16 protein-coding genes are annotated in these 24535 nt (G+C 29.7%); 10 read left to right on the top strand and 6 right to left on the bottom strand.

The features are described 5' to 3' along the window. Nucleotides 1–23: 23 nt before the first annotated feature. From FDT66_RS12800 to FDT66_RS12785, 4 genes are read left to right on the top strand one after another with little or no spacing between them, the layout of a single operon-like run. On the top strand, nucleotides 24–593 hold the full coding sequence (locus tag FDT66_RS12800; RefSeq protein ID WP_138537165.1) for an RNA polymerase sigma factor: 570 nt from the start codon (nucleotides 24–26) through the stop codon (nucleotides 591–593). Then, the gene (locus tag FDT66_RS12795) at nucleotides 583–1107 is read left to right on the top strand and encodes a DUF3379 domain-containing protein (protein ID WP_138537163.1); all 525 of its coding nucleotides are present in this window, start codon (nucleotides 583–585) and stop codon (nucleotides 1105–1107) included. The genes FDT66_RS12800 and FDT66_RS12795 overlap by 11 nt, the downstream gene beginning before the upstream one ends. Beyond that, nucleotides 1091–2170 carry a hypothetical protein gene (locus FDT66_RS12790; RefSeq protein WP_138537161.1) on the top strand — a complete coding sequence of 360 codons (1080 nt, stop codon included), beginning with the start codon at nucleotides 1091–1093 and terminating at the stop codon, nucleotides 2168–2170. The genes FDT66_RS12795 and FDT66_RS12790 overlap by 17 nt, the downstream gene beginning before the upstream one ends. 28 nt (nucleotides 2171–2198) lie before the next feature. After that, nucleotides 2199–2933: a head GIN domain-containing protein gene (locus FDT66_RS12785; protein WP_171032387.1), complete on the top strand. Its 735-nt coding sequence runs from the start codon at nucleotides 2199–2201 to the stop codon at nucleotides 2931–2933. Between the two features lie 93 nt (nucleotides 2934–3026). Here FDT66_RS12785 and FDT66_RS12780 read toward each other — a convergent pair whose 3' ends face one another. Both FDT66_RS12780 and FDT66_RS12775 read right to left on the bottom strand, forming a co-directional pair. After that, nucleotides 3027–4202 (bottom strand): GlmU family protein, encoded by a 1176-nt coding sequence (locus tag FDT66_RS12780; protein WP_138537157.1) that lies wholly within the window; start codon nucleotides 4200–4202, stop codon nucleotides 3027–3029. A 101-nt stretch (nucleotides 4203–4303) separates the two neighbouring features. Continuing rightward, nucleotides 4304–5089: a choice-of-anchor V domain-containing protein gene (locus tag FDT66_RS12775; protein ID WP_138537155.1), complete on the bottom strand. Its 786-nt coding sequence runs from the start codon at nucleotides 5087–5089 to the stop codon at nucleotides 4304–4306. Nucleotides 5090–5303: 214 nt separating this feature from the next. Between FDT66_RS12775 and FDT66_RS12770 the strand changes: the two genes are divergently transcribed. Together FDT66_RS12770 and FDT66_RS12765 are read left to right on the top strand one after the other, a co-directional pair. Further along, on the top strand, nucleotides 5304–5672 hold the full coding sequence (locus tag FDT66_RS12770; protein WP_138537153.1) for a 6-phosphogluconate dehydrogenase: 369 nt from the start codon (nucleotides 5304–5306) through the stop codon (nucleotides 5670–5672). A 5-nt stretch (nucleotides 5673–5677) separates the two neighbouring features. Further along, on the top strand, nucleotides 5678–6226 hold the full coding sequence (locus tag FDT66_RS12765) for an acyl-CoA thioesterase (RefSeq protein WP_138537151.1): 549 nt from the start codon (nucleotides 5678–5680) through the stop codon (nucleotides 6224–6226). Between the two features lie 63 nt (nucleotides 6227–6289). Here FDT66_RS12765 and FDT66_RS12760 read toward each other — a convergent pair whose 3' ends face one another. The 4 genes from FDT66_RS12760 to FDT66_RS12745 form a co-directional block, all read right to left on the bottom strand. Beyond that, nucleotides 6290–6871, bottom strand: a complete 582-nt coding sequence (locus tag FDT66_RS12760) for a fasciclin domain-containing protein (RefSeq protein ID WP_138537149.1) — start codon at nucleotides 6869–6871, stop codon at nucleotides 6290–6292. Between the two features lie 167 nt (nucleotides 6872–7038). After that, complete coding sequence (carB, locus tag FDT66_RS12755) at nucleotides 7039–9894, bottom strand: carbamoyl-phosphate synthase large subunit (RefSeq protein WP_138537147.1); 2856 nt, start codon at nucleotides 9892–9894, stop codon at nucleotides 7039–7041. Nucleotides 9895–10005: 111 nt separating this feature from the next. Beyond that, a complete protein-coding gene (gene rpmH / locus FDT66_RS12750; protein ID WP_088324822.1) occupies nucleotides 10006–10167 on the bottom strand; it encodes a 50S ribosomal protein L34 in 162 nt (53 codons plus the stop codon). A gap of 129 nt (nucleotides 10168–10296) precedes the next feature. After that, nucleotides 10297–10917, bottom strand: a complete 621-nt coding sequence (locus tag FDT66_RS12745; RefSeq protein ID WP_138537145.1) for a hypothetical protein — start codon at nucleotides 10915–10917, stop codon at nucleotides 10297–10299. Between the two features lie 387 nt (nucleotides 10918–11304). Here FDT66_RS12745 and FDT66_RS12740 point away from each other — a divergent pair, with 387 nt between their 5' ends. The 4 genes from FDT66_RS12740 (at nucleotide 11305) to FDT66_RS12725 (ending at nucleotide 24517) form a co-directional block, all read left to right on the top strand. Beyond that, nucleotides 11305–12918 carry a CTP synthase gene (locus tag FDT66_RS12740; protein ID WP_138537142.1) on the top strand — a complete coding sequence of 538 codons (1614 nt, stop codon included), beginning with the start codon at nucleotides 11305–11307 and terminating at the stop codon, nucleotides 12916–12918. Between the two features lie 200 nt (nucleotides 12919–13118). Further along, on the top strand, nucleotides 13119–15008 hold the full coding sequence (gene yidC, locus FDT66_RS12735; protein WP_138537140.1) for a membrane protein insertase YidC: 1890 nt from the start codon (nucleotides 13119–13121) through the stop codon (nucleotides 15006–15008). A gap of 142 nt (nucleotides 15009–15150) precedes the next feature. Continuing rightward, nucleotides 15151–20520 (top strand): proprotein convertase P-domain-containing protein, encoded by a 5370-nt coding sequence (locus FDT66_RS12730; protein WP_138537138.1) that lies wholly within the window; start codon nucleotides 15151–15153, stop codon nucleotides 20518–20520. Nucleotides 20521–20695: 175 nt separating this feature from the next. After that, entirely contained in the window at nucleotides 20696–24517 is a 3822-nt protein-coding gene (locus tag FDT66_RS12725; protein WP_138537136.1) for a T9SS type A sorting domain-containing protein, read from the top strand. Nucleotides 24518–24535: the final 18 nt, after the last annotated feature.

Below are 24535 nucleotides of genomic sequence, written 5' to 3'. Positions count from 1 at the left end.
GTCTTTAACATAGAAACGTTTTATTGGAAGCTAATCAACCACATATAACCAACCTTATAGAACGCTGCAAAAAGTCGGATAAAAACGCGCAATTAGAAATTTACAAAGCTTATTACAAAGCAATGTACAATACTTCTTATCGCATTTTAAAAGATGATTTTGAAGCGGAAGATATTATGCAAGAAGCCTTTTTAACGGTTTTTACAAAAATGCATACTTACAAAGGTGAAGTTACTTTTGGAGCTTGGTTGAAAAGAATTGTTATTAATAAAAGTTTGACGCAATTAAAGAAAAACTCTAGATATCAAGAAGTAAAAATGGAAGTGATTCCAAATGATGATAATACACAAGACGAAGCAATTGAATATACTGGTTTGAAACCAGAAATTGTTTTAAATTGTTTACAAGGTTTAAAAGAAAATTACAGATTGGTACTAAATTTAAACTTAATTGAAGGCTATGATTATGAAGAAATTGCACAAATATTAAACTATACAAATGAAAATGTTAGAACCACAGTTTCAAGAGCAAAGAAAAAATTAAAGCAAGTTTTACTTGCGGAGAATATAAAAACACAAGCATATGGAAGATAAATTACATCAATTTTTTTCTGAAAATAATTTCGATTTTAAAGAACCTCATTCTGGTCACTTAGAACGTTTTGAGCGCAAACTAAACTCGACTATTAAAAAACCCAAAACTTCTTGGAAATGGTTAAGTGTTGCTGCTTCTGTGATTTTAGTTTTAGGTTTTTGGTTAGGAAGCAATCACCAAAAAAGACAAATGGATTTGGCTGATGTTTCACCAAAAATGCAAGAAGTACAAAACTATTTTGTTTCAACGATTAACAATGAAATAAAAGTTTTAGAAAAAAACAGAAGCTTAGATACCGAAACAATCATAGAAAACGCTTTAAATGAATTGGAAGAATTAGAAGATAATTATAAAATATTTGTACTTGAATTAAATAAAAATGGCAAACAAAGAAGAATTATTAGTGCCATGATTAAAAATTACCAAAGACGTTTAGATATTTTAGAAAATACTTTAAAACAAATAGATCAAATTAAAAACCCTAATCTTATTAAAAATGAAATTTTTATATAAAATCACATTCTTTTTGTTGTTGTTTCCTGCAGTACTTACTGCCAATAACAATGATAAAAAACACGAAAAAAGTAAAACCGTAAAAAAAGAATACAGTGTAAATTCAAATGCAACAGTTTCTTTAAGCAATAAATATGGCGATTTAAATATTACTACTTGGGATAAAAACAGTGTTGAAATTGAAGTGCAAATTACTGTTAAAGGTGATGATTTAGACGAAGTAGAAACAAAGTTAAATTCTATAGAAATTCGATTTAACGCTAGCAAATCTTTAGTAGAAGCCAAAACAATTATAGAAAAAAGTAAGAGTAGTTGGTCTTGGTGGGGAAAAAATAAAAACACTAGTTACAAAATAAATTATATTGTAAAAATGCCTAAGACAAACTCAGTAGACTTAGACAATAATTACGGAAGTATTTATATGGGGAATCTTTCTGGGAAAGCAACTATAAATTGCGATTACGGTAAAATTTCTATAGGAGATTTAACAGCATCAAACAACAGCATAAATTTAGATTATTGTTCTTCTTCCTCTATTTCATATATGAAAAGTGGTAACGTGAATATTGATTATTCAAAATTAACAGTAGAAAACTCTGAAAACATTAATTTAAATGCAGATTATTCAACATTAAAATTTGACAAAGCAGAAACTATCGATTTTAATTTAGATTATGGTTCTATTATCGTAAACGATGCAGAAAGTATTAATGGAAATTCCGATTACGTAACAATGCGATTTGGAAATATCCGTAAAAAAATAATTATTGATACAGATTATGGTTCACTTTATATTAAAAACTTACAAAATGGTTTCGAAAAAGTAGATATTTCTGGACAATATACTGGTATTAAAATTGGTGTAGAAAGTGGAGCAACCTTTGATTTTGAAATTGATTTACAATACAGTAGTTTTAAAAGAAATGATGCTAATATTGAGCTTTTTAAAAGCATCACAAAATCTACCAAAAAATATTACGAAGGTAAATACGGTAAAGGAAAAACTAACGCTAGAGTTCATATAAACTCACAATATGGAAGTGTTAGATTTGAAGAAAATTAGAAATAAAAAATCAACTAAAACAACTATTATGAATAAAAAAATACTTTTTACAACTTTAATTTTATCACTAACATTTTCTATAAATGCACAAAATTGGTGGGGAAAAAGTGAAAAAATAAAAGGTAATGGAAATGTAATTACTGTAAACAGAACTACAGATGATTACGACGCAATAAACGCTGGTGGCTCATTTGATGTAATTCTTATAAAAGGAACAGAAGGAAAAATTACCATTGAAGGTGAAGAAAATATAATACCTTATATAGAAACTGAAGTTAAAAGCGGTTCATTAAAAATAAACTTCAAAAAAAACACAAATATTTCGACTACCAAAAGGTTAACAGTTACTGTAACTTTTAAAGATATTGAAAGTATTGGTTTGGGAGGTTCTGGAAATATTACTAGTAAAGAAATTATAAACGCGAAAGATTTTAGTGTTAGTTTAGGCGGTTCTGGAAATATAGATTTACAACTAAATGCAAAAAACGTGAACGCTAATATTGGTGGTTCTGGAAACATAGACTTAGAGGGAAAAACTGAAACTTTTAAGTGCTCAATAGCTGGTTCTGGAAGTATTAGAGCTTTTGAATTAAACACAAACGATGTTAATGCTACTATTGCAGGTTCTGGAAGCGTAAAAACAACTGTTAAAAACAAAATAGATGCAAAATTAGTTGGATCAGGAAGTATTTATTATAAAGGAAATCCAACTCATGTAAACAGCAAATCTGTAGGTTCTGGAAGTATTGTGGATAGAAATTAAATAAACAACTTATTAAACTTTAATAAAAAAAGCCTTAAAATTAATTTTAAGGCTTTTTTATAGCTATATTTTAAATTTTAAAACTAAATAGTTTTAATAATTTCTATATTTCTTAGTTTCCTCAAAAACATGCTCTAAAATTCTTTGCTCTTTTTCATCAAAAACTAAGTTTCTACGTTTCATGACAGCTGTAGCTACCTCAAAAACTTTATTTATTTGAAAGTTTGTAAAACCAGCTGCTCCACCCCAACTGAATGAAGGTATAAAGTTTCTTGGAAATCCACTTCCAAAAAGATTTGCACTTACACCAACTACAGTTCCTGTATTAAACATGGTATTGATACCACATTTAGAATGATCGCCCATCATTAAACCGCAAAATTGCAAACCTGTTTTTGCAAATCGTTCAGTTTCATAACTCCATAATTTTACTTCAGCATAATTGTTCTTTAAATTTGAGTTGTTCGAATCGGCTCCTAAATTACACCATTCACCTAAAACTGAGTTTCCTAAGTAACCATCATGACCTTTACTTGAATAACCAAATAAAACAGAATTACTTACTTCTCCACCAACTTTACAGTAAGGACCTAAAGTTGTATCACTATAAATTTTTGCTCCCATTTTAACTACTGCATGTTCACACATTGCAAATGGACCTCTTATTGAAGAACTTTCCATAATTAAAGCATCTTTACCAATATAAATTGGTCCTTCAGAAGCATTTAATGTGGAAAAAAGTATTTCTGCACCTTCTTCTATAAAAATATTTTCTTCGTTTAAAACTTGAACTCCACTTGGAATTGGTTGTGATGTTTTTCCTTCTGTTAACAATTTAAAATCTTGTTTTATGGCTTTACCGTTAAATGTAAAAATGTCCCAAGTATTTTTTATTTGAATTAAATCATCTTCAAACTCAATTTGAGTGTATTCATCAAAATTTACTTCCTCTTGATTGTTGGAAGTGTAAAAAGCAATAACATCTTCACCTTTAAAAATTGCTTCGTTTTTAGATAAGTTTTTAACGCTTTCAACCAAATTTTCTGTAGGACAAAAAGAAGCATTTAGTAAAATATTTTCTTCCATTTCTACCATTGGAAATTTTTCTTCTAAAAACTCTTCTGTAATTGTTGTAGTTGTTAAGCCTAAGTATTTTTCCCATTTTTCTCTAATGGTTAAAATACCAACTCGAATATCTGCAACTGGTCTTGTATATGTAAAAGGCAATAAAGATTTTCTTACATCACCATCAAATAAAATATAATTCATTTTCTTTTTTTTGAAGTACGCAAATCTACTTTAAAATTAGCAAAAAAAAAACCAATTGTAAATATTACAATTGGTTTTTAAATTTGATAAATAAAACGTTCTTAGTTTTTTATAAATTTTTTACTTCCTATTTTATCACCTGTTACTACTTTTAAAATATAAACTCCAGAAGATAATGCAGAAACATTTACGCTGTTTTTATTATTTTCTATTGTTTTTGTTAATGCCAATCTACCTACATAATCGTAAAACTGAACAGTTGCTTTTTCTGAGTTTGATGGTAATTGAATTGTTAGATTATCTTGAGCAGGATTTGGAAACATTTCAAAATTTAAACGATTTGCTTCATTTACACTTAATGATGGTAAAGAAATAGAGCTACCTAAAAATACCTGATCACCAGAAGAACCTCCATTACCATTTCCAGAAACGGAAGCTCCATAAAAAGTAATTTTTCCTTGTTCTGAAGCTGGTGAAGTCCATTTAAAAGACCATGTGTTTTGTGAATTTCCAGCGCTAGTATGTATAATTCTTGTATTACTTGCGGCTGTTTGGGTATCAGAACTTGTGGATCTAAAAGTACCAATTTTAGCATTGTTAAAGTCTCTTTCTGCAGTTACTTGAAAACCGTTTCTTGAACCTCCTCCAGAATTTGTAATAGTTATATCATATTCTTTATTAAATTCATAACCTGTACCTGGAATATTTGTTGTAATAGAAATATTACTGTTATTTGCTGAACCTGAATGGCATTGTGTACAATTATTACCTCCATCTCCTGGCGAACCTGAAAGAGCACTTCCATTTCCTCCAGAAAATGAAAGTAGTAAAAAAGCCGAAGCAGGAATTAGTAATAAAAAGAATTTGAAGAAGTAGTTTTTTTTCATAAGAGTAGTATTTAATTTAATGTTAGTTATGTTCTTTTTTTTTAATTATTACAAAAAATTAAAGTTAACAAATAATTTTATGTAAATCACTGTAAATTAATAAAAAAGCAATTGTTTATAAAATATTAAAAAGTTAAAAAGGAAAAAATGAACCTGAAAAAGGAAAAAATTCATTTGGAATTTTTACCTATACTTATAAATTGTATTTTTGAATATGAAAAAAATCGTAGGAATATTAGTTACTGTTGTTTTAATTATGACATCACTTTACTACCTCTTTATATACAATATAACTTTTAGTGAGGGTGTACGTTCTGGTGAATTAATAAAAATAAGTAAGAAAGGAGTTTTAGTAAAAACATGGGAAGGAGAAATTAGTCAGGGTATTTCAGGTGCTCAAATATTTGCTTTTTCGGTTGAAGACAAAAATGAACAAGTGATAAAAAACTTAAAAGAATATCAAGGTAACTATGTTAAACTAACTTATATTGAAAGATATGCAACATTTTTCTGGTTAGGAGATACCAAGTATTTTATTACAAAGGTTGAAAAAGAACAATCTCCACACTTTAGAGTAAATTAAAAATCATGCAAAAAAAATTTAAAAGTATTAGTGAGTCTCAATTAACAATTACTGAATTGATGTTGCCTTCTCATTCTAATTTTAGCGGAAAAATTCATGGTGGTCATATTTTAAATTTGATGGATCAAATTGCTTTTGCATGTGCCTCTAAACATTCAGAAAATTATTGTGTAACAGCATCTGTGAATAAGGTAGATTTTTTAAATCCGATTGAAGTTGGTGAGTTGGTTACTTTAAAAGCTTCTATAAATTATACTGGAAGAACTTCTATGGTTGTAGGTTTACGTGTAGAGTCTGAAAATATTAGAACTGGTAAAAAGAAACATTGTAACTCTTCTTATTTTACTATGGTAGCCAAAGATGAAAACGGAAAAAGCACTCCAATTCCTGGTATTATATTAAAATCAAAACATGAAATAAGACGTTTTGCAAGATCTATTACAAGACAAAGTGAAGGTAAAAACAGAACTTCGCGCTTTAGTAGTAAAGCATTTAAAACAGAAGATTATATTCATCTTTTAGAGAAAAGCAACTCTAAAATAGAACTGAATTAATTCATAAAAAAAACCTTTACTCAAAATTAAGTAAAGGTTTTTTTATAATATTATGTTATAAAATTATTTAGGCATTACAACAGTTTCAATTGCGTGAATTACACCATTTGAAGCCATAACGTCTGTCATTATAATTTTTGACATGTTTCCTTTTTCATCTTTCAACATTACGTTTTCTCCATCTAAAGAAGCTACTAATAAACCACCTTGTACAGTTTTAATTTCAAAAGCCCCGTTGTTAGATTGTATTGCATCTACTACAGCTGCTGCATTGAATTTTCCTGCCACAACATGATATGTTAAAATACCAGACAAAGTACTTTTGTTTTCTGGTTTTAATAAAGTTGCTACAGTACCTTCTGGTAATTTTTCAAAAGCATCATTTGTAGGTGCAAAAACTGTAAATGGTCCTTCTCCACTTAAAGTTTCAACTAAATCTGCTGCTTTTACTGCTGCCACTAATGTTGAAAAATTTTCATTTCCAACAGCTACCTCAACAATATTAGGCTCCATTTCTGTTTTTTTAGTTTCTGCAACAACTTCTGTTGTTTCTTTTTTTACTTCTTCTTTCTTTGAGTCTTTGCATGAAGTAGTTGTAAACATACCTACTAAAGCTAGAATCATCGTTATATTCTTAGTGTTCATCTTGTGAATTTTTAATTAGTTCACTTCAAAACTAAAGATAAATAAGCTACTAAAACATTATTTTTGTTTAAAGTTTAGTTAAAATTATTAAACAATAATAATTTTTGAGTAAAAAAACACCCAATTTAAAGACTTAAATTGGGTGTTTTAATTCATTTTGAAAGTGTTTATTTGTTCAAATACATTTTACGTCTTGAATATAGGTCATAAAACTCGTCGTCTTTTAAACTATCAATAAACAATATACTTTCTCCTGTAGATTTCATTTCTGGTCCTAGTTTCTTATTTACGTTCGGAAACTTATTAAATGAAAAAACAGGTTGTTTGATTGCGTAACCATCTAACTGCGGATTAAATTTAAAGTCTGTAACTTTATTGTGTCCTAACATTACTTTGGTTGCATAGTTTACATAAGGTTCTTTATAAGCTTTTGCTATAAACGGAACAGTTCTAGAAGCTCTTGGATTTGCTTCAATAATGTAAACTATATCATCTTTTATAGCAAATTGAATGTTAATTAAACCAACTGTTTTTAATTCTCTAGCAATGGTATGTGTATGATCTATAATTTGTTGCATTACTAAATCTCCTAAATTAAATGCTGGTAAAGTAGCATTAGAATCACCTGAATGAATTCCACAAGGCTCTATATGCTCCATAATTCCTATGATGTACACATTACCATCTGCATCACAAATTGCGTCAGCTTCTGCTTCTATAGCACCATCTAAATAATGATCTAATAAAAGTTTATTGTTTGGTATTTTACGTAACAAATCAACAACATGTTCAACCAATTCTTCTTTGTTGATTACAATTTTCATTCCTTGACCACCTAAAACGTAAGAAGGTCTCACTAAAATTGGAAAGTCTAATTCATCTGCCAATGCTAAAGCTTCATCTGCAGTTTCTGCAACACCAAATTCTGGATAAGGAATATTATTTTCTTTTAATAATGTTGAAAATCTTCCTCTATCTTCTGCAATGTCTAAAGCTTCAAAAGAAGTTCCTATAATTTTAATTCCGTATTTAGTTAACTTCTCTGCTAACTTTAAAGCAGTTTGCCCACCCAATTGTACAATAACACCTTCTGGTTTTTCATGAAGAATAATATCATAAATATGTTCCCAGAAAACAGGCTCGAAATATAATTTATCTGCAGTATCAAAATCTGTAGAAACCGTTTCAGGATTACAATTAATCATGATGGTTTCATAACCACATTCTGCTGCTGCTAAAACTCCGTGTACACAACAATAATCAAATTCAATTCCTTGTCCAATTCTGTTTGGTCCAGAACCTAAAACTACTATTTTCTTTTTATCGGTAACAACACTTTCGTTTGCAATGGTTATTTCTCCACTTGCTGTTTCTATTTCATTCTCAAAAGTTGAATAGTAATATGGTGTTTTTGCTTCAAATTCAGCAGCACAAGTATCTACCAATTTAAAAACTCGCTGTACTTTTAGTTCTTCTCTTTTTGTATATACTTCACTTTCTAAACAATCTAGCATGTGTGCTATTTGCCTATCACCATAACCTTTTTGTTTTGCTTCTAATAACAAATCTCTTTCTATGGTATCTATTGTATAGGTAGAAATTTCTTTTTGAAGTTGAAACAACTCTTCATATTGTTTCAAATACCACATATCTATTTTTGTGATATCGTATATTTTACTAAGTGGAATTCCCATAGCAATGGCATCGTAAATTGCAAAAACACGATCCCAACTTGCATTGGTTAACTTTTCTATAATTTGGTTGTAATCTTTGTATCCTTTACCATCTGCACCTAAACCATTTCTTTTAATTTCTAATGATTGTGTTGCTTTGTGCAATGCTTCTTGAAAACAACGTCCAATACCCATTACCTCTCCAACAGCTTTCATTTGTAATCCTAAAGTTCTATCAGATCCTTCAAATTTATCAAAATTCCAACGTGGTATTTTAACAATTACATAGTCTAAAGTTGGTTCAAATAAGGCTGAAGTAGATTTTGTAATTCCGTTTTCTAATTCGTCTAAAGAATATCCAATAGCTAATTTTGTTGCAACTTTTGCAATAGGGTAACCAGTTGCTTTACTTGCTAATGCTGAAGAACGAGAAACTCTTGGGTTTATTTCAATGGCAATTATTTCTTCTTTTTCATCTGGAGAAACTGCAAATTGCACATTACAACCACCTTCAAAATCACCAATAGAACGCATCATATGAATTGCCATATCACGCATTTTTTGGTAAGTTTTGTCAGAAAGTGTCATAGCTGGTGCTACAGTAATAGAATCTCCTGTATGAATTCCCATAGGATCCATATTTTCGATAGAACAAATAATTACAACATTATCGTTTTTATCACGTAATAATTCTAATTCATATTCTTTCCATCCCATCATTGCTTTATCAATCATCACCTCATGAATTGGTGATGCTTCTAAACCTCTGCTTAACAATTCATCAAAATCTTTTGGATCGTAAACAATTGATGCTCCTGCACCACCTAAAGTGTAAGAAGATCTAATTACTAATGGAAAACCAAATTCTTGTGCAATTTCTTTACCTTTTAAAAATGAAGTTGCAGTTGCTTGAGGCGCCATTGCCACACCAATTTTCAACATCAATTCTCTAAATTGCTCTCTATCTTCCGTAACATTAATTGCATCAATATCAACTCCAATTAGTTTTACGTCAAAATCTTTCCAAATTCCTTTATCATCTGCTTCTATACAAAGGTTTAATGCTGTTTGACCACCCATTGTTGGTAAAACTGCATCGATTTGTGGATGTTCTTTTAATATTTTGATGATTGATTTTGTTGTTAAAGGCAACAAATACACATGATCAGCCATAGAAGGATCTGTCATAATGGTTGCAGGATTCGAATTTATTAAAATTGTTTCGATTCCATCTTCTCTAAGTGAGCGTAAAGATTGTGAACCAGAATAATCAAATTCACAAGCTTGTCCGATGACAATTGGTCCAGATCCGATAATTAAAATTGATTTGAGGTCTTTTCTTTTTGGCATGTTAAGTTGTTGTATTTTATGAGTTTGTAAAAATAGTTAGCAAATAGATATAAAAAAAGGTGTTACTAAAAATAGTAACACCTTAATTATTAACAATTGTTAATCATTATATTATCTTTTATGTCTTGATTCTGAAGACACAGAAATTTTCTTTCTTCCTTTAGCTCTTCTTCTAGCTAAAACTTTTCTTCCATTAGCAGAAGCCATTCTTTCTCTGAAACCATGTTTGTTTCTTCTCTTTCTTTTCGATGGCTGGTAAGTTCTTTTCGGCATTATATGTATTTTTAAATGACTTCTTTATTTATTTTAAATGCTTTCACATCTTGCTCTTTAAAAGCGTGTGCAAATATACAACTGTTTTTATTTTAGACAAACACTATTTGAAAAAAAATTAAAATATTTTTATTTTATTTTTCTAAGTAGTTTTTTCATTGCTTTTTCGCCTAAACTAATAGATTTTTTATAAACAGGTATTGTACTTATAACAGGGTTTTGATTATCTAAAGCCTCTTCAAAATGATAATTAGCATCATTAACACTTGCAGTACAACTCATTTCTAAAAATACTTCCTTATTTTTTAAATCTATAATTTTCACAGTTGCTACAGCACCAGCCAAAGCAGATATTAAACGCGCATTATTATTTTTACTTAAATTCTTTTTATCTAAGTACTCTAAATATTCAATTTTAGATAAAATTATAAAATCAAAATTTGTTGATGATTCTAATATTTTTAAATCTGAATCAGAAATTTCATAAGGAAAAACAGTTTTTAATAGTAAATTATTATTTGAGTCTTTTAATAAATAATCAAAAGTTACATTATTATCTAATTTTCTTTTAAAAAAATCTTGAACATTTTCTAAATTTTCAGTTTTAAAACCACTTTCTGTTTGAATATTTGTTTTATTTAAAATATAAATATTCTCTGTATTAATACTTTTATTTAAAGTGTGATAATCATAGTTATAATCTGGCAAATTAAAAGATAATAAATGCCCATTTCTATTTGCACAACTCAAGCAAAATATTAGTAAAATAAAGTAAAATAAAGTAAAATAAAGTAAAATAAAGTAAAAGTATCTTTTAATCATTTCGAAAAATTTAATCTAACTCTTAAATGCAATTCCACAAATAAAACACCTGTAATTAATTGATTTAAAATGTTTTAATTTAAAAATCATTAAAAATCCAAACCAATCTTAAAATTAAATAATTATCCCAGATTAAGTCAAGCAATACATTTATACAAAAAAGAAATGCTATTTTCTGTTCCTTTAACTTTATTAGATGTAATTTCAAAAATACTATTTCTTTCAATTTTAATTAGTAATTAATTAAAATCTTTTCCTCTTTTTTATTTGACAGAATTTTTAGAGTTAGTACTTTTGCGCAAACCTAAGAACACCATGAGTAATACTAAATACGTTTTTGTAACAGGAGGCGTAACTTCATCCCTTGGAAAAGGAATTATTGCAGCTTCTTTAGCAAAACTATTGCAAGAAAGAGGATTTTCTGTAACCATTCAAAAATTAGATCCTTACATCAATATAGATCCAGGAACGTTAAACCCTTATGAACATGGTGAATGTTATGTAACGGATGATGGTGCAGAAACCGATTTAGATTTGGGCCATTACGAGCGTTATCTAAACATTCCAACATCTCAAGCAAATAATGTTACTACAGGTAGAATTTATCAATCTGTAATAAATAAAGAGCGTAAAGGAGAATTTTTAGGAAAAACGGTACAAGTAATTCCGCATATTACAGACGAAATAAAACGTAGAATTCAACTTTTGGGTGAAACTGGCGAATATGATATTGTAATTACTGAAATTGGAGGAACTGTTGGTGATATTGAGTCGTTACCTTATATTGAATCTGTTAGACAGCTTTTATGGGAAAAAGGTGAAGAAAATGCAATTGTTATTCATTTAACATTAGTTCCTTTTTTAGCTGCTGCAGGTGAATTAAAAACAAAACCTACACAACATTCTGTAAAGATGTTGATGCAGAGTGGTGTTAGCCCAGATATTTTAGTATGTAGAACAGAGCATGAGATTTCTGACGACATCAAACGTAAATTAGCGTTGTTTTGTAACGTTAAGAAAGAAGACGTTATACAATCTATAGATGCAGAAACTATTTACGATGTTCCTAACTTAATGCTAGAGCAAAATTTAGATACTGTAGTTTTAAATAAATTAAAATTATCTTCTAAAGGTGAACCTGAACTAAAAGTTTGGAATAACTTTTTAAGAAAACATAAAAACCCTACTTCAGAAGTTGAAATTGCTTTAATTGGAAAGTATATTGAACTTCAAGATTCTTATAAATCCATCACAGAAGCTTTTATTCATGCTGGTTCTTCACATGAAACTAAAGTTAAAGTAAGATGGGTACATTCTGAAAGCTTAACACCAAAAAACTTTGAAAAAAAGTTACAAGGTGTAAACGGAATTTTAGTAGCTCCAGGTTTTGGAGACAGAGGTATTGAAGGCAAAATTAGAGCGGTAAAGTACGCTAGAGAAAATAACATCCCTTTCTTTGGTATTTGTTTAGGTATGCAAATGGCTGTGATAGAATTTGCAAGAAATGTATTGAACTTAGAAGGAGCTTCATCTACAGAAATGAATAAAAGCACTAAATACCCAGTTATTAACTTAATGGAAAGCCAAGAAAGTGTTACTGAAAAAGGTGGAACTATGCGTTTGGGTGCTTGGGATTGTGAATTAAAAACAGGTTCAAAAGTTTACAAAGCTTACAATGCTAAAAAAATTAGCGAACGCCATAGACATAGATATGAATTTAACAATGAATATTTAAGTCAAGTTGAAGCTGCAGGAATGAATGCTGCAGGTACAAACCCAAAAACTGGCTTGGTAGAAGTTGTAGAAATCCCTACACATCCATGGTTTGTTGGTGTACAATACCATCCAGAATATAAAAGTACCGTTTTAAAACCTCATCCTTTATTTGTAGATTTTATTAAAGCAGCTTTAAAACAGTCTAAATTATAAAACTATTGTAAGCCTAAGTTAAAAAAATAAAAAATAACTTATAGTGACACAAAAAATTTTAGGAATACTATTTGAACTATCTAATACATCAACAATAATCACAGCAAAATCAATTAAAAACAATACTGTTTTGCTACATTTGTCGGTTTTAACTGCTACAAGAAGCTTAAAAATGACAAATTGACATTTTAAAAAAACACATGGAACAAAAAAAATTCGACTTCAATTCTTTTATTGGAATGATTTTATTGGGTGGTATCATTCTTTGGTGGATGAATACAAATCAACCAGAAACTGAAATTACAACAGACACAAACACAACACAAGTTGTAGATTCTACAAAAAAAACACTTAATACACCTGTAAGTTCAACTGTTGATGAAACTACTTTCGAAAACGATTCAATAAAAAACTTAGCACTTCAAAATAAATTAGGCGCATTTGCACAAAGTGCAATTTCAGCTACAGAAGGTGTTACGGTTTTAGAAAACGAAGTTGTAAAATTAACAATCGACAATAAAGGTGGACAGATAAAAGAAGCGTTAATTAAAAATTACAAAACATACGATTCTTTACCTTTATATATGATAAAAGATAACAATGCATCTTTTAACATCAATTTTGGAACAACTGATAATAGGATTTTAAACACTACAGATTTATTTTTTCAGCCAACAGTAACAAAAAATGGAGCAAATCAAGTGGTTTCATTAAAATTAAAAGTTTCTGATACTCAGTTTTTAGAATATAGATATGAAATGAAGCCTAAAGATTATATGGTTGATTTCTCAATTCGTTCTCAAGGCTTAAGTAATATTATTAATGCTTCGAATCCTATTAATTTAGACTGGACTTTAAACGGTTACAGACATGAAAAAAGCATGAAAACTGAGAATACAATGTATTCTTACTATTACTACAAGGCTGAAGAAGAAGTTGATTATATTAATGCTGGAAATACAGAAATAATTAACGATGTAGATTGGGTAGCGTACAAGCAACATTTTTTCGCTTCAAACTTATTAACGGACAAACCCTTTAATAATGCTACAATTACATCTACAGATTTAGTACAAAATGAAGAAATTGATACTGTTTTTACAAAAAGATATGAATTAAAAACTCCTTTAGAACTTTCTAACGGTGAATTAAATTATGATATGAAATGGTTTTATGGACCAAATGATTATAATTTATTAAAAACGTATGAAGGTACAGACTTAGCAGAATCTGCAGATTTGGGTTGGGGTATCTTTGGATTTTTAAACAGAACTGTTTTTTATCCAGTATTTAATTTCTTAAAAGGATTTTTATCTAACTACGGTTTAATTATTATTTTAATGACAATTGTTGTTCGTATTTTAATGTCGCCATTAGTTTATAAATCTTATTTATCAAGTGCAAAAATGAAGGTAATTCGTCCAGAATTAACTGCATTAAATGAAAAATATCCTGGAAAAGAAAATGCGATGAAGCGCCAACAAGAAACAATGGCAATTCAACGAAAAGCAGGTGTTAGTATGATGTCTGGTTGTATACCTGCGTTATTACAAATGCCAGTTTTCTTTGCATTATTTAAGTTTTTTCCAACAAATATATCTTTAAGACAAGAAAGCTTTTTATGGGCAAACGATTTATCATCATATGACACGATATTTCAATTACCATTTAAAATTCCATTTTACGGTGATCACGTAAGTTTATTTCCAATTTTAGCATCTGTGGCAATTTTCTTTTATATGAAAATGAACCAAAGTCAGCAAGCAAATATGCAAGCACCAACGCAAGAAGGTATGCCAGATATGAGTAAAATGATGAAATACATGATTTACTTCTCTCCTATTATGATGCTATTTTTCTTTAACAATTACGCAAGTTCTTTAAGTTTGTATTACTTTGTTTCTAACTTATTAACCATTGCCATAATGTTAGTTATTAAGAATTTTGTAATAGATGAAGATAAAATTCATGCTCAAATAGAGGAAAACAAAAAGCGTCCAGAAAAGAAAAAATCTAAATTCAGACAAAGAATTGATGACGCTATGAAACAAGCGCAAGAACAGCAAGCAAAACAACAAAGAAGAAAATAAAATTAATACTAAATTGAAAGTCCAAACCTAAAAAGTTTGGACTTTTTTTGTTTAAACGAGTTATCATATGAAAAAAAAATAATATATTAGCTCTATAATAAGAAACGTAAAAATTTTTTATTAACCCCTAAAACATTACTTTATGACCCCTAAATCTAAAAGTAAGTGGCTGTTTTTGCCATTTATAATGCTATTTATTAGTTTAAATAGTGCTGCGCAAACATGTAATAATTATACAGAAAATCCTTCAACTACAATTGCTGCAACACCTGGAGGTGCTGTAACATATAATACTAATATTAATGTCACAGATAGTTTTACAATTTCTGATGTTAATGTGACTATAGATATTGACCATACTTGGAATAACGATTTAGATATTTTTTTAATATCGCCTTCAGGTACAAGAGTAGAACTTTCTACAGATAATGGTGGAAATGGCGATAATTACAATGCTACTTTCGATGATGCTTCAGCTAACATTTTACCTACTGATAATACTACAATTACTGGAACTTTTAGACCAGAAGGAAGCTTATCAGATTTTAACAATGAAGACGCAAATGGAAATTGGGTCTTAGAAGTAACTGACGACACGAATCAAGATGGGGGTACAATAAACTCAGTGACTTTAAATATTTGTAATTATAATTATTCTGAAAACTTCGAAACAGGTAACACTTGGTCAACTACAGGAACAACAGCATCTAAAGGTACATTTGTAAATATAAATCCAGAAGGAACAAGCTATCAATTAGAAAACGATCACTCAGACCCTGGTACAAATGCTTTGGTAACAGGTTCAAACCCCTCAAATGCTAATGGGGCTGACGATGTAGATAGAGGAACAGTATTTGCAACTTCACCAACTTATTTTGTTAGTGGAGAATCCAATTTTTCTATATGGTACTTTTTCGGACAAAGAGATGCAAATGATGATGCTGGTGATTTTTTTAGATTAGAAGTTTCTTATAATAATGGAGCTAATTGGACAGATTTAGTATTTATAGGAGATGTTCAAAACACACCTGTTTGGACAGAAGCAACTACAACCATTCCTGCAGGATCTAATTTTATAGTAAGAGTTAGTGCTGCAGACGGAACTGCAAATGGTGACATAATAGAAGCTGGAATTGACGATTTATCAATTACAGAATCCACAACTTCAAGAATACCAATTACTATCACTGCAGATGCAAAAACCAAAGAATTTGGAGATGCAGACCCAACTTTAACCTATACAGTTACATCTGGAAGTTTAGATAGCGGTGACACATTAGTTGGTAGCTTAACTAGAGATACAGGTGAAGCCGTAAATAATTACAATATAAATCAAGGAACGATAACAAATGCTAATAACCCAAAGTACAACATCTCATTTGTTAGTGCATTATTTACAATTACTGCAAAAGACACTGATGGTGATGGATATCCAGACGATGTAGACATCGATGATGATAATGATGGAATAATTGACACTGATGAAAACTGTGTAATTCCAGGAGCTTCAATACCTGCTGGCGATTCTGAAACTTGGATTGATGGTGATTATAGTGTTTTTGGAATTGGATCAAACACAAATGGATTAGGGTATCAAGAATCTGGCTTTCAGCAAGCTGCATTTCAAAGAGGTATTAATTTAACAGTTTTAGACGATTCTTCAACTAATTATGTAACAGAAAATCCAACATCAAGTTCTTCACCACTATCTTTAAATGACAGAGTTTACTTTGGTATAAATCCAACAACAAGCTCAAACGACGGTGTTGTTAGTTTTACATCAACTTACTTTTCACCAGATTATGTAGATAATCCTGATGGCACACCAGATGTTGGTTGTGCTGCAACACCAAATGGAAATAACTCTGAATTAAGAACAACAACAAGTAGTGAATTTTCTTCTGGAGATTCATCTAGAGCTATTTATGTAGTTCCAGAAAGAGGTTCTACTGTAGGAGATTCTTATTCTATAAATATTGCTTTTAATACTCCTATTTATGCTTTTAGTTTTGATATAAACGATGTTTTTGATACGAACGGTTCTTCAGATTTAGAATATACTTTAGAGGTTTTTGCTGACGGAAAATTGTTAGCATATATGACAGCAGATAATTTTGGAAATGATATTGCTGGGTCAATGGAATTATATAGAGGTGATAAAACAACATTAGAAAATGGAAGTATTAATATTGGAAACCAAACAGAAGCAACCATTGGTTTTATAAATGCTACAGCTATTTCTAATGTAGAAATTAGAACTACTATCGTTGCTGGATCTACAGATGTTTGTGCTAGAGATGCACACGGTTTAGATAGTTTTGCATACGGAACTTCTGCGCAATCTTGTTTTGCAGACGATCTAGATTTCGATGGTGACGGAATTCAAAATGATAAAGATTTAGATTCTGATAATGATGGAATTCCTGATAATATTGAAGCACAAAGCACTATAGATTATATTGCACCAAATTATATTTACACTGCAAATGGATTAGATACAGCTTACGGAGTTGGCTTATCAGCACAAAATACAGATGGTACTGGAAATGCAGATTATGTAGATTTAGATTCAGATGATGATACAATTTTTGACACAATAGAAGCTGGTTACACAATTGACTCAAACAACAACGGTCAAACAAACGGAACTGTAGGTCAAAATGGGTTAGACAATACACTATACAGTGCAGATGACTTTAATGACGTAAACGCAAGCATTGACGACCCAACTTCATTACCAGACACAGATAACGATGTTTTAACAATTGGAGATGTAGATTATAGAGACGCTCATGTTTCTGGTACTCCAATGATAACTCAAATATTTAACGATGGAACTAGTAAAGTAATAGAAATTACAAATATTCATAATACAAATTCGGTATTAGCAAATACTATAAAATTAAACTTGTTCAAAAATAAATCTGGTGATCAAACAAATACAGTTCCAGATGTAAGTTACACAGTTCCAACAGAACTAGCTGCTGGTCAATCAATCTTAATAACCAATGCTTCTTCTGTTTTTACGGGTACAGTAAATAACGCCATCACAGATTTAGATGGCGCAAATGACATCTTAAATCTTTCGCATCCAAATGGAATATCATCTGGTTTAAATGACTGGAAAAATAGATATGAAACCATGTATAATTTTTCAGATAACACAATATATGTAAGAAGTGATGAAATATTAACTACAAATAAGAATTTCTCAGAAGGTGAATGGATTCCTTTCGTAGCTGATGATTTAAACCCTTACAGAGATATTGATGCTGGAGGTCCAGAAAGACATCCACATGCACCTATAATATCAGAAATAACTAGTGCTTCTTCAAACTCTAATATGAGTTTAGGAACCCATTTTGTAAATCCTACAGTACGTTCAGGAGATGTTTGGTCTAATGGTATTCCAGACAAAACAAGAAGAGTAGTTATTGATCAAGATTATGCAACATCATCATCATTATTTGCTAGAAAACTTACGGTAAATTCGGGTAGAAAATTAACTGTAAGCAATAACTTGTTAATCGTTACAGAAGATATAGAATTCGGATCATCTTCAAGTGAAATTAGACTTGCAGGAACCTCTCAATTAATTCAAATTCATGAAACAAATAGCAAAGTTGCTGGTGGAGGAAATCTTTATATAGATCAAGATTCGCCTATCGCAAGTAAATACAGATATAATTATATGAGTTCTCCAGTTGGTGGTACTTCTTATACATTATCTGAAGTTTTAAAAGATGGTACAACTCCAACTTCTTCAACCTCTACAGCAATAGATATTGACTTTGTAAATGGTTTTGATGGTGAAGCAGATTCACCAATTAAAATTGCAGATTATTGGATTTATACTTATGCTAGTGCAAATGGAAGTAGATCAAATTGGAATCAAAAGAAGAGTACTGGTAGCATTCCTGTTACTGATGGATTTACAATAAAAGGAACTGGAGTAGCACAAAACTATACTTTTGTTGGAACACCTAATGATGGTGAATTAACTACAAGTGTGGGTGGAAATGAATCCTATTTAGTTGGTAACCCTTACCCTTCTGCTATTAGCGTACAACGTTTTATAGAAGATAATCGAAACGCTATAGATGGTACTTTATATTTTTGGCAACATGCTGGAGAAGAAGATACTATAGCATCTGATATTGCAGGACATTATTACAATGGTTACATTGGTGGTTATGCAACCAGAAATATTTCTATGGGAATTGCAGCAAATTCAACAGCAATTTCTGGTGAGTTTGATATTACCATGGAAGCAGAAAATGCAACCTATAATGGTACATTAGAAACAGATACTGATGCAAACACATTTATTGTTTTAGATGCCGATGATGAATGGGTTGATTTTGGAGCAATACCAAGAGGAATAGAAAAATTACAATTAAACTACAAATCTTCAACTATAAAAATGATTGCCTTAAAAGTAAATGGCAAATTAATTGATAATTATGAAATTCCTGTTTCTGAAAGCTTTACAACTTTTAATATTCCTTTTTGTATCGAAAGAAACAGTATTGTTAGAATTGAATCTACAGATACAAACACATTATACTTGAATAACATAATAGTTAAAGACGAAGATGGAAAAATACCTTGTGCTCCAAATGCAGGAGCTGTAAGTGGGTTTACATACACATCTCCATTAGAATATATTGCTGTAGGTCAAGGTTTTTTTATTAGTGGTGATAATGATGGTGGTGCAATAGTTTTTAATAATAGCCAAAGAGAAAGTATTACTGAAGGTGCAAGATCAACATTTTTTAAACCAAATGTAACTCATAAAAAAGCTTCTAATAGAAAAAATAAATTACCAATCATTAAATTAGGTATGAATTATAATGATAATTCAAACGTTAAAATGCACCGTCAAATTGGTATTTCTTTCAAACCTAAAAATACTTTTAAATATGATAAAGGTTATGACAGCTATTTATTTGATTTATCATCAACTGATTTTTATTGGAAATTTCCAGACCAACAACAACCTTATGCAATTGCAGGTGTAGAAAGCATATCTAAAGAATTAGAAATACCTTTAGAAATCGTTATTTCAAAAAAAGACGCAATTAGTATCGAAATAGATGAATGGAATTTGGAAAACACTGAGTTATTTCTTTTAGACAAACTAACAAACAAAAGTTACGAATTACACAATGGAAAAGCTGAACTTGAACTAGAAAAAGGAACATATTCAGAGCGTTTTTACATTACATTTAAAAGTACAAAAACATTAAGTACAGATGATGTTGTTGCACAAAACGTTTCTATATTCTACGACAAACTAAACAGTGAAATAAACATCAACCCAATAAATAATGTGGCTATTAAAAATGCTAAATTATATTCTATTTTAGGGCAAGAAGTAAAAAACTGGAAATTTGTTTCTGAAGAAAACACAAGTAAGAAATTAAAAATAAACCATCTTTCTAAAGCAGTATATGTTTTAAAGATAAAAACGGATAGAGGTGATGTTTCCAAAAAAATACTAATCAATTAGTATTTTTAACCTTGGGTGAAAAGAGAATCTTTTAAGATTCTCTTTTTTTTATTTTAAAAAAACCATACAGGCAAAATTTACGTAAGTATGATTGTAACCAATATAACTACAATTTATGCTCTCAAAAAATACATTCAATATAATATTTAAAAAAACTATTTTTTTCATATTAATAATGTTTGTTTTTAATGGAATTTCTCAACAATTACATCAAACTTGTTCAGCCGATAATTTTAGTTTTAATTGGGATACTACGCCCAATGACAACACACAATTTGATTGGAATGATGGAAACTTGAGCAATACTCTTAATAATATAGATAATAGTGGAGTAAATATGACCTTTACATTTAGTGGCGATACTGCAAGTTTAGAAAGGTGGCAAGGTTCTAGTACCACAACAAACTCCCCTGCTGTTGGTCAAGATGCAAGTGCTTTAGAAAATTTACAATTCTACACAAGTGGTTTCAACAATTCAAATGGCGTAACAATTACTATAAATTTTAGTGAACCTGTGTATGCGGTTGGTTTTGATATCTTACACATAAATTTAGGTGGGCAAAGTGGAGATAAATTTACAGTCTCCGCAAAAAACACTTTAAACAACACTATTTTACCTTCTTTTACAAACTCAGCATCTCCTTCTTACTCCTCTAATGAAAATACAGGAAGCGTTACAGCTACTAGTGGAAATACTGATAGTAATTCTTGGTTAGGAGTAAATTTTACTGATAATGATAAAATTTCTTCAATTACTATTCAATGGCAAGATTGTGATGTTTGTACTACAGGATTCCTTCATGGAGCTGGACTTAGCGGATTTTCTTTCTGTAAAACAGTACCCAACATCAATTTAGATACTGATAATGATACCATTACTGATGTATTAGATATAGATGATGATAATGATGGTATTTTAGACGCAGATGAACAAAACTGTACAAATTCTAATAGTGGAACAGCTTCTGGAAATAATATTTTTACAGTTAACAATGGTGTTAGAAATGAAAATGAGTTATTAGATGGAATTAATGGTAATGGAGCAAGATTTAATAGTATAAACGACGAGCTTGTTATTGATATAGGAAAAATTATTCCAGCAAACACAATTATAAAATTTCAAACATTTGCTACCAATAATTCTAATAAAACAATAGTTATAGAACAGTCTAATATTGATGGTTCAACTACATCAAACCCACTTTCTATTTCTCACAACAACAACAATAACTCATCAAAAAATACTGATTATACTTTAACTGAAGATACACAATACATAAAAATATCTATGTCAGTTAGAGAAGGTGGTAGAATTGAAGTAGATTACTTAGAATACCAAGCATACCAATCTTGTAATGATATTGATACAGATAATGATGGTATTCCAAATCGCTTAGATTCAGATTCAGACAATGATGGCTGTTCAGATGCAATAGAATCTGGTGTTCCTGCAAATTTACTAGATTTTAATGGTATTGTAAACTCAATTATTGAAGGTGATTTTGGTAATAATGGTTACTTAAACACATTAGAAGATTTAGATGCTTCAAGCGCAACTAGTAATTTTACAAACACTTACAACTCTTATGCTTTAGACAACAGTATTAATGGATGTGGAGAAGTAATAATTACCCAAGTTTATCAATCTGGTACAGATAGATGGATAGAAATAAAAAATATTCATCCAACAGCAATAGTTCCAGAAAATACCGTAAGAATAAGTATTTATTTAGATAAAAATACAAACAATTTATCTGACGTTTTACCAGATACAAGATTAACATATACAAGTGTTTTTAATCCTGGAGAAGCATTTCTATTTAAAAATACAGATGCAACCATTACCAATGTTAAAAATGGTATTGGTTTAGTAAACAACGATGTTTTAACAGCTTTTGATGGTGAAAATGATTTTATTACACTTTCAAAAAACTCTATAAATCAAAATTGGGATTTAAGAACAGATGTTGTAACAGATATTCCAAATAATTCAAGTTATATAAGGTCAGACTTAATTGATAAAGGCAACAGAAACTTTACTGAATCTGAATGGATTCTTTTTGTTGATGACAATTTAGACCCTTACAAAGATTCAGCAGATGGGGGTCCTGAAAGACATCCTCATGCACCGCTACTTTCAGAAATAATTTCAGCAAATACAAATCAAAACTCACAGTTAGGTGAACACAGTATTGCACCAACCATTAGAACTGGTAACAGTTGGTCTAATGGCTTACCAGATAGATCTAGAACTGTTATTATCAATGAAAATTTTAATAGTTCAAATCAATTGCCTGCAAACACTTTATCTTTTGAGAGTGAAGGAAAGCTTACTTTAAACAATGCGCTTTTAGTGGTAAATAAATCTATAAGTTTCACAAATACTACCAATGAAATAAGACTTGCAGGAAACTCTCAATTAATACAAACACATCAAAATAATAGCGAAATTATTGGATCAGGAAAAGTTTTAAAAGATGTACAAACTTCTGTGCAAAGTATTTACAGATATACATACATGAGTAGTCCTGTAAATTCAATTGGAGCCAATGATTTTAGTGTTGCAAACGTATTAAAAGATGGTACTAATGTTTTAAGTGAAAATTCTGATATTGTAGATATTAATTTTGTAAACGGATTTGATGGTGACACAACTTCTCCTATAAAAATATCTAATTACTGGATTTACACCTATGCAAGTGGAGATGGAACAAGGTCTAACTACGTGAGAAAAGGTAGTACTGGTGCTATACCAGAAACAGACGGTTTTTTAATGAAAGGTACAGGTACTAATCAAAATTACACTTTTGTAGGATCTCCAAAAGATGGAACTTTAACAACAGCTATTGGCGCTAACGAATCTTATTTAGTTGGTAATCCGTATGCATCAGCAATTAATTCTAAAAAATTTATAGAAGACAATTTAGGTGCTATTACTGGTACACTTTACTTTTGGCAACATGCAGGAGAAGAAGATATTGAATCTTCAAATACTTCTGGTCATAACTTTTCTGGTTATGTAGGTGGTTATGCAACAAGAAATATTTCTATGGGTTTAGCTGCCAATCAAGTTTCTTCTAATAATAAAGATAGTGGAACAAACACACCTTCTATAGGAAATGGAGTTTACAAAGCTCCAGAAAAATACATTGCTGTTGGTCAAGGTTTTTTTATAGGTGGCAGTAGTTCTGGCGGAAATGTTGTATTTAATAACAGTCAAAGAGAGTATAAAACTCTTGGAGACGAATCTTTATTCTTTAAAACGAGTACAAAGAAAAAAGCTGTAAAAAAAGTAACAAACAAATTACCTATTATAAAATTAGGAATGGATTTTTTAAATGAAAATAATAAGCTTTTACACCGTCAAATAGGTATTTCTTTTAATGAAAACAATTCTTTTAGTAAAGATCTTGGTTACGACAGTGAACTTTTCGATTTAAACCCTACAGATATTTATTGGAAATTTCCTGAAGATGAAAATAAATATTCCATAGCAGGTGTAGAAAGTATTAGAGAAGATTTAGAAATTCCTTTAGAAATTATTATGAATTATTCTGGTGAAATTTCTATCAAAATAGATGAAATTTCTAATATAGATGCACCCGTTTATTTAATAGATAAAGTTACAGAAAAATCATATTTATTAGAAAATAATATAAATATTAATTTAGAAACTGGAACTTATACAGATAGATTTTTTATCAATTTTAATGAGTATAAAAAACCAAAAATAAAAGATAATGAAATACAAAGCAATGAGATTGATGTGTATTACAACACAAGCTCAAATAGTATCATAATCCAACAAAAAAATTCAAAAATAAAACAAGCTAAACTTTATGCATTAAACAGTAAAATGGTTGAAAAATGGAAAGTTAAAAGTGAACTTGAAAAAATAGAATTACCTATAAAAAGAAAAATAAAAAGTGGTTTTTACATTATTAATATAAAAACGAATAAAGGTAATTTTAATAAAAAAATACTTATAAAAATATAGTTTGATTGATTTTAATTT

It is taken from the genome of Polaribacter aestuariivivens (assembly GCF_005885675.1).
GTDB lineage: Bacteria > Bacteroidota > Bacteroidia > Flavobacteriales > Flavobacteriaceae > Polaribacter > Polaribacter aestuariivivens.
This window is presented reverse-complemented; position numbering and strand designations above follow the sequence as displayed.

Bases quoted from the DNA above. Each gene is read 5' to 3' on its own strand.
- FDT66_RS12795 (WP_138537163.1), top strand. From the start codon at position 583: ATGGAAGATAAATTACATCAATTTTTTTCTGAAAATAATTTCGATTTT.
- FDT66_RS12790 (WP_138537161.1), top strand. From the start codon at position 1,091: ATGAAATTTTTATATAAAATCACATTCTTTTTGTTGTTGTTTCCTGCA.
- FDT66_RS12785 (WP_171032387.1), top strand. From the start codon at position 2,199: ATGAATAAAAAAATACTTTTTACAACTTTAATTTTATCACTAACATTT.
- FDT66_RS12780 (WP_138537157.1), bottom strand. From the start codon at position 4,202: ATGAATTATATTTTATTTGATGGTGATGTAAGAAAATCTTTATTGCCT.
- FDT66_RS12775 (WP_138537155.1), bottom strand. From the start codon at position 5,089: ATGAAAAAAAACTACTTCTTCAAATTCTTTTTATTACTAATTCCTGCT.
- FDT66_RS12770 (WP_138537153.1), top strand. From the start codon at position 5,304: ATGAAAAAAATCGTAGGAATATTAGTTACTGTTGTTTTAATTATGACA.
- FDT66_RS12765 (WP_138537151.1), top strand. From the start codon at position 5,678: ATGCAAAAAAAATTTAAAAGTATTAGTGAGTCTCAATTAACAATTACT.
- FDT66_RS12760 (WP_138537149.1), bottom strand. From the start codon at position 6,871: ATGAACACTAAGAATATAACGATGATTCTAGCTTTAGTAGGTATGTTT.
- carB (WP_138537147.1), bottom strand. From the start codon at position 9,894: ATGCCAAAAAGAAAAGACCTCAAATCAATTTTAATTATCGGATCTGGA.
- rpmH (WP_088324822.1), bottom strand. From the start codon at position 10,167: ATGCCGAAAAGAACTTACCAGCCATCGAAAAGAAAGAGAAGAAACAAA.
- FDT66_RS12740 (WP_138537142.1), top strand. From the start codon at position 11,305: ATGAGTAATACTAAATACGTTTTTGTAACAGGAGGCGTAACTTCATCC.
- yidC (WP_138537140.1), top strand. From the start codon at position 13,119: ATGGAACAAAAAAAATTCGACTTCAATTCTTTTATTGGAATGATTTTA.
- FDT66_RS12730 (WP_138537138.1), top strand. From the start codon at position 15,151: ATGACCCCTAAATCTAAAAGTAAGTGGCTGTTTTTGCCATTTATAATG.
- FDT66_RS12725 (WP_138537136.1), top strand. From the start codon at position 20,696: ATGTTTGTTTTTAATGGAATTTCTCAACAATTACATCAAACTTGTTCA.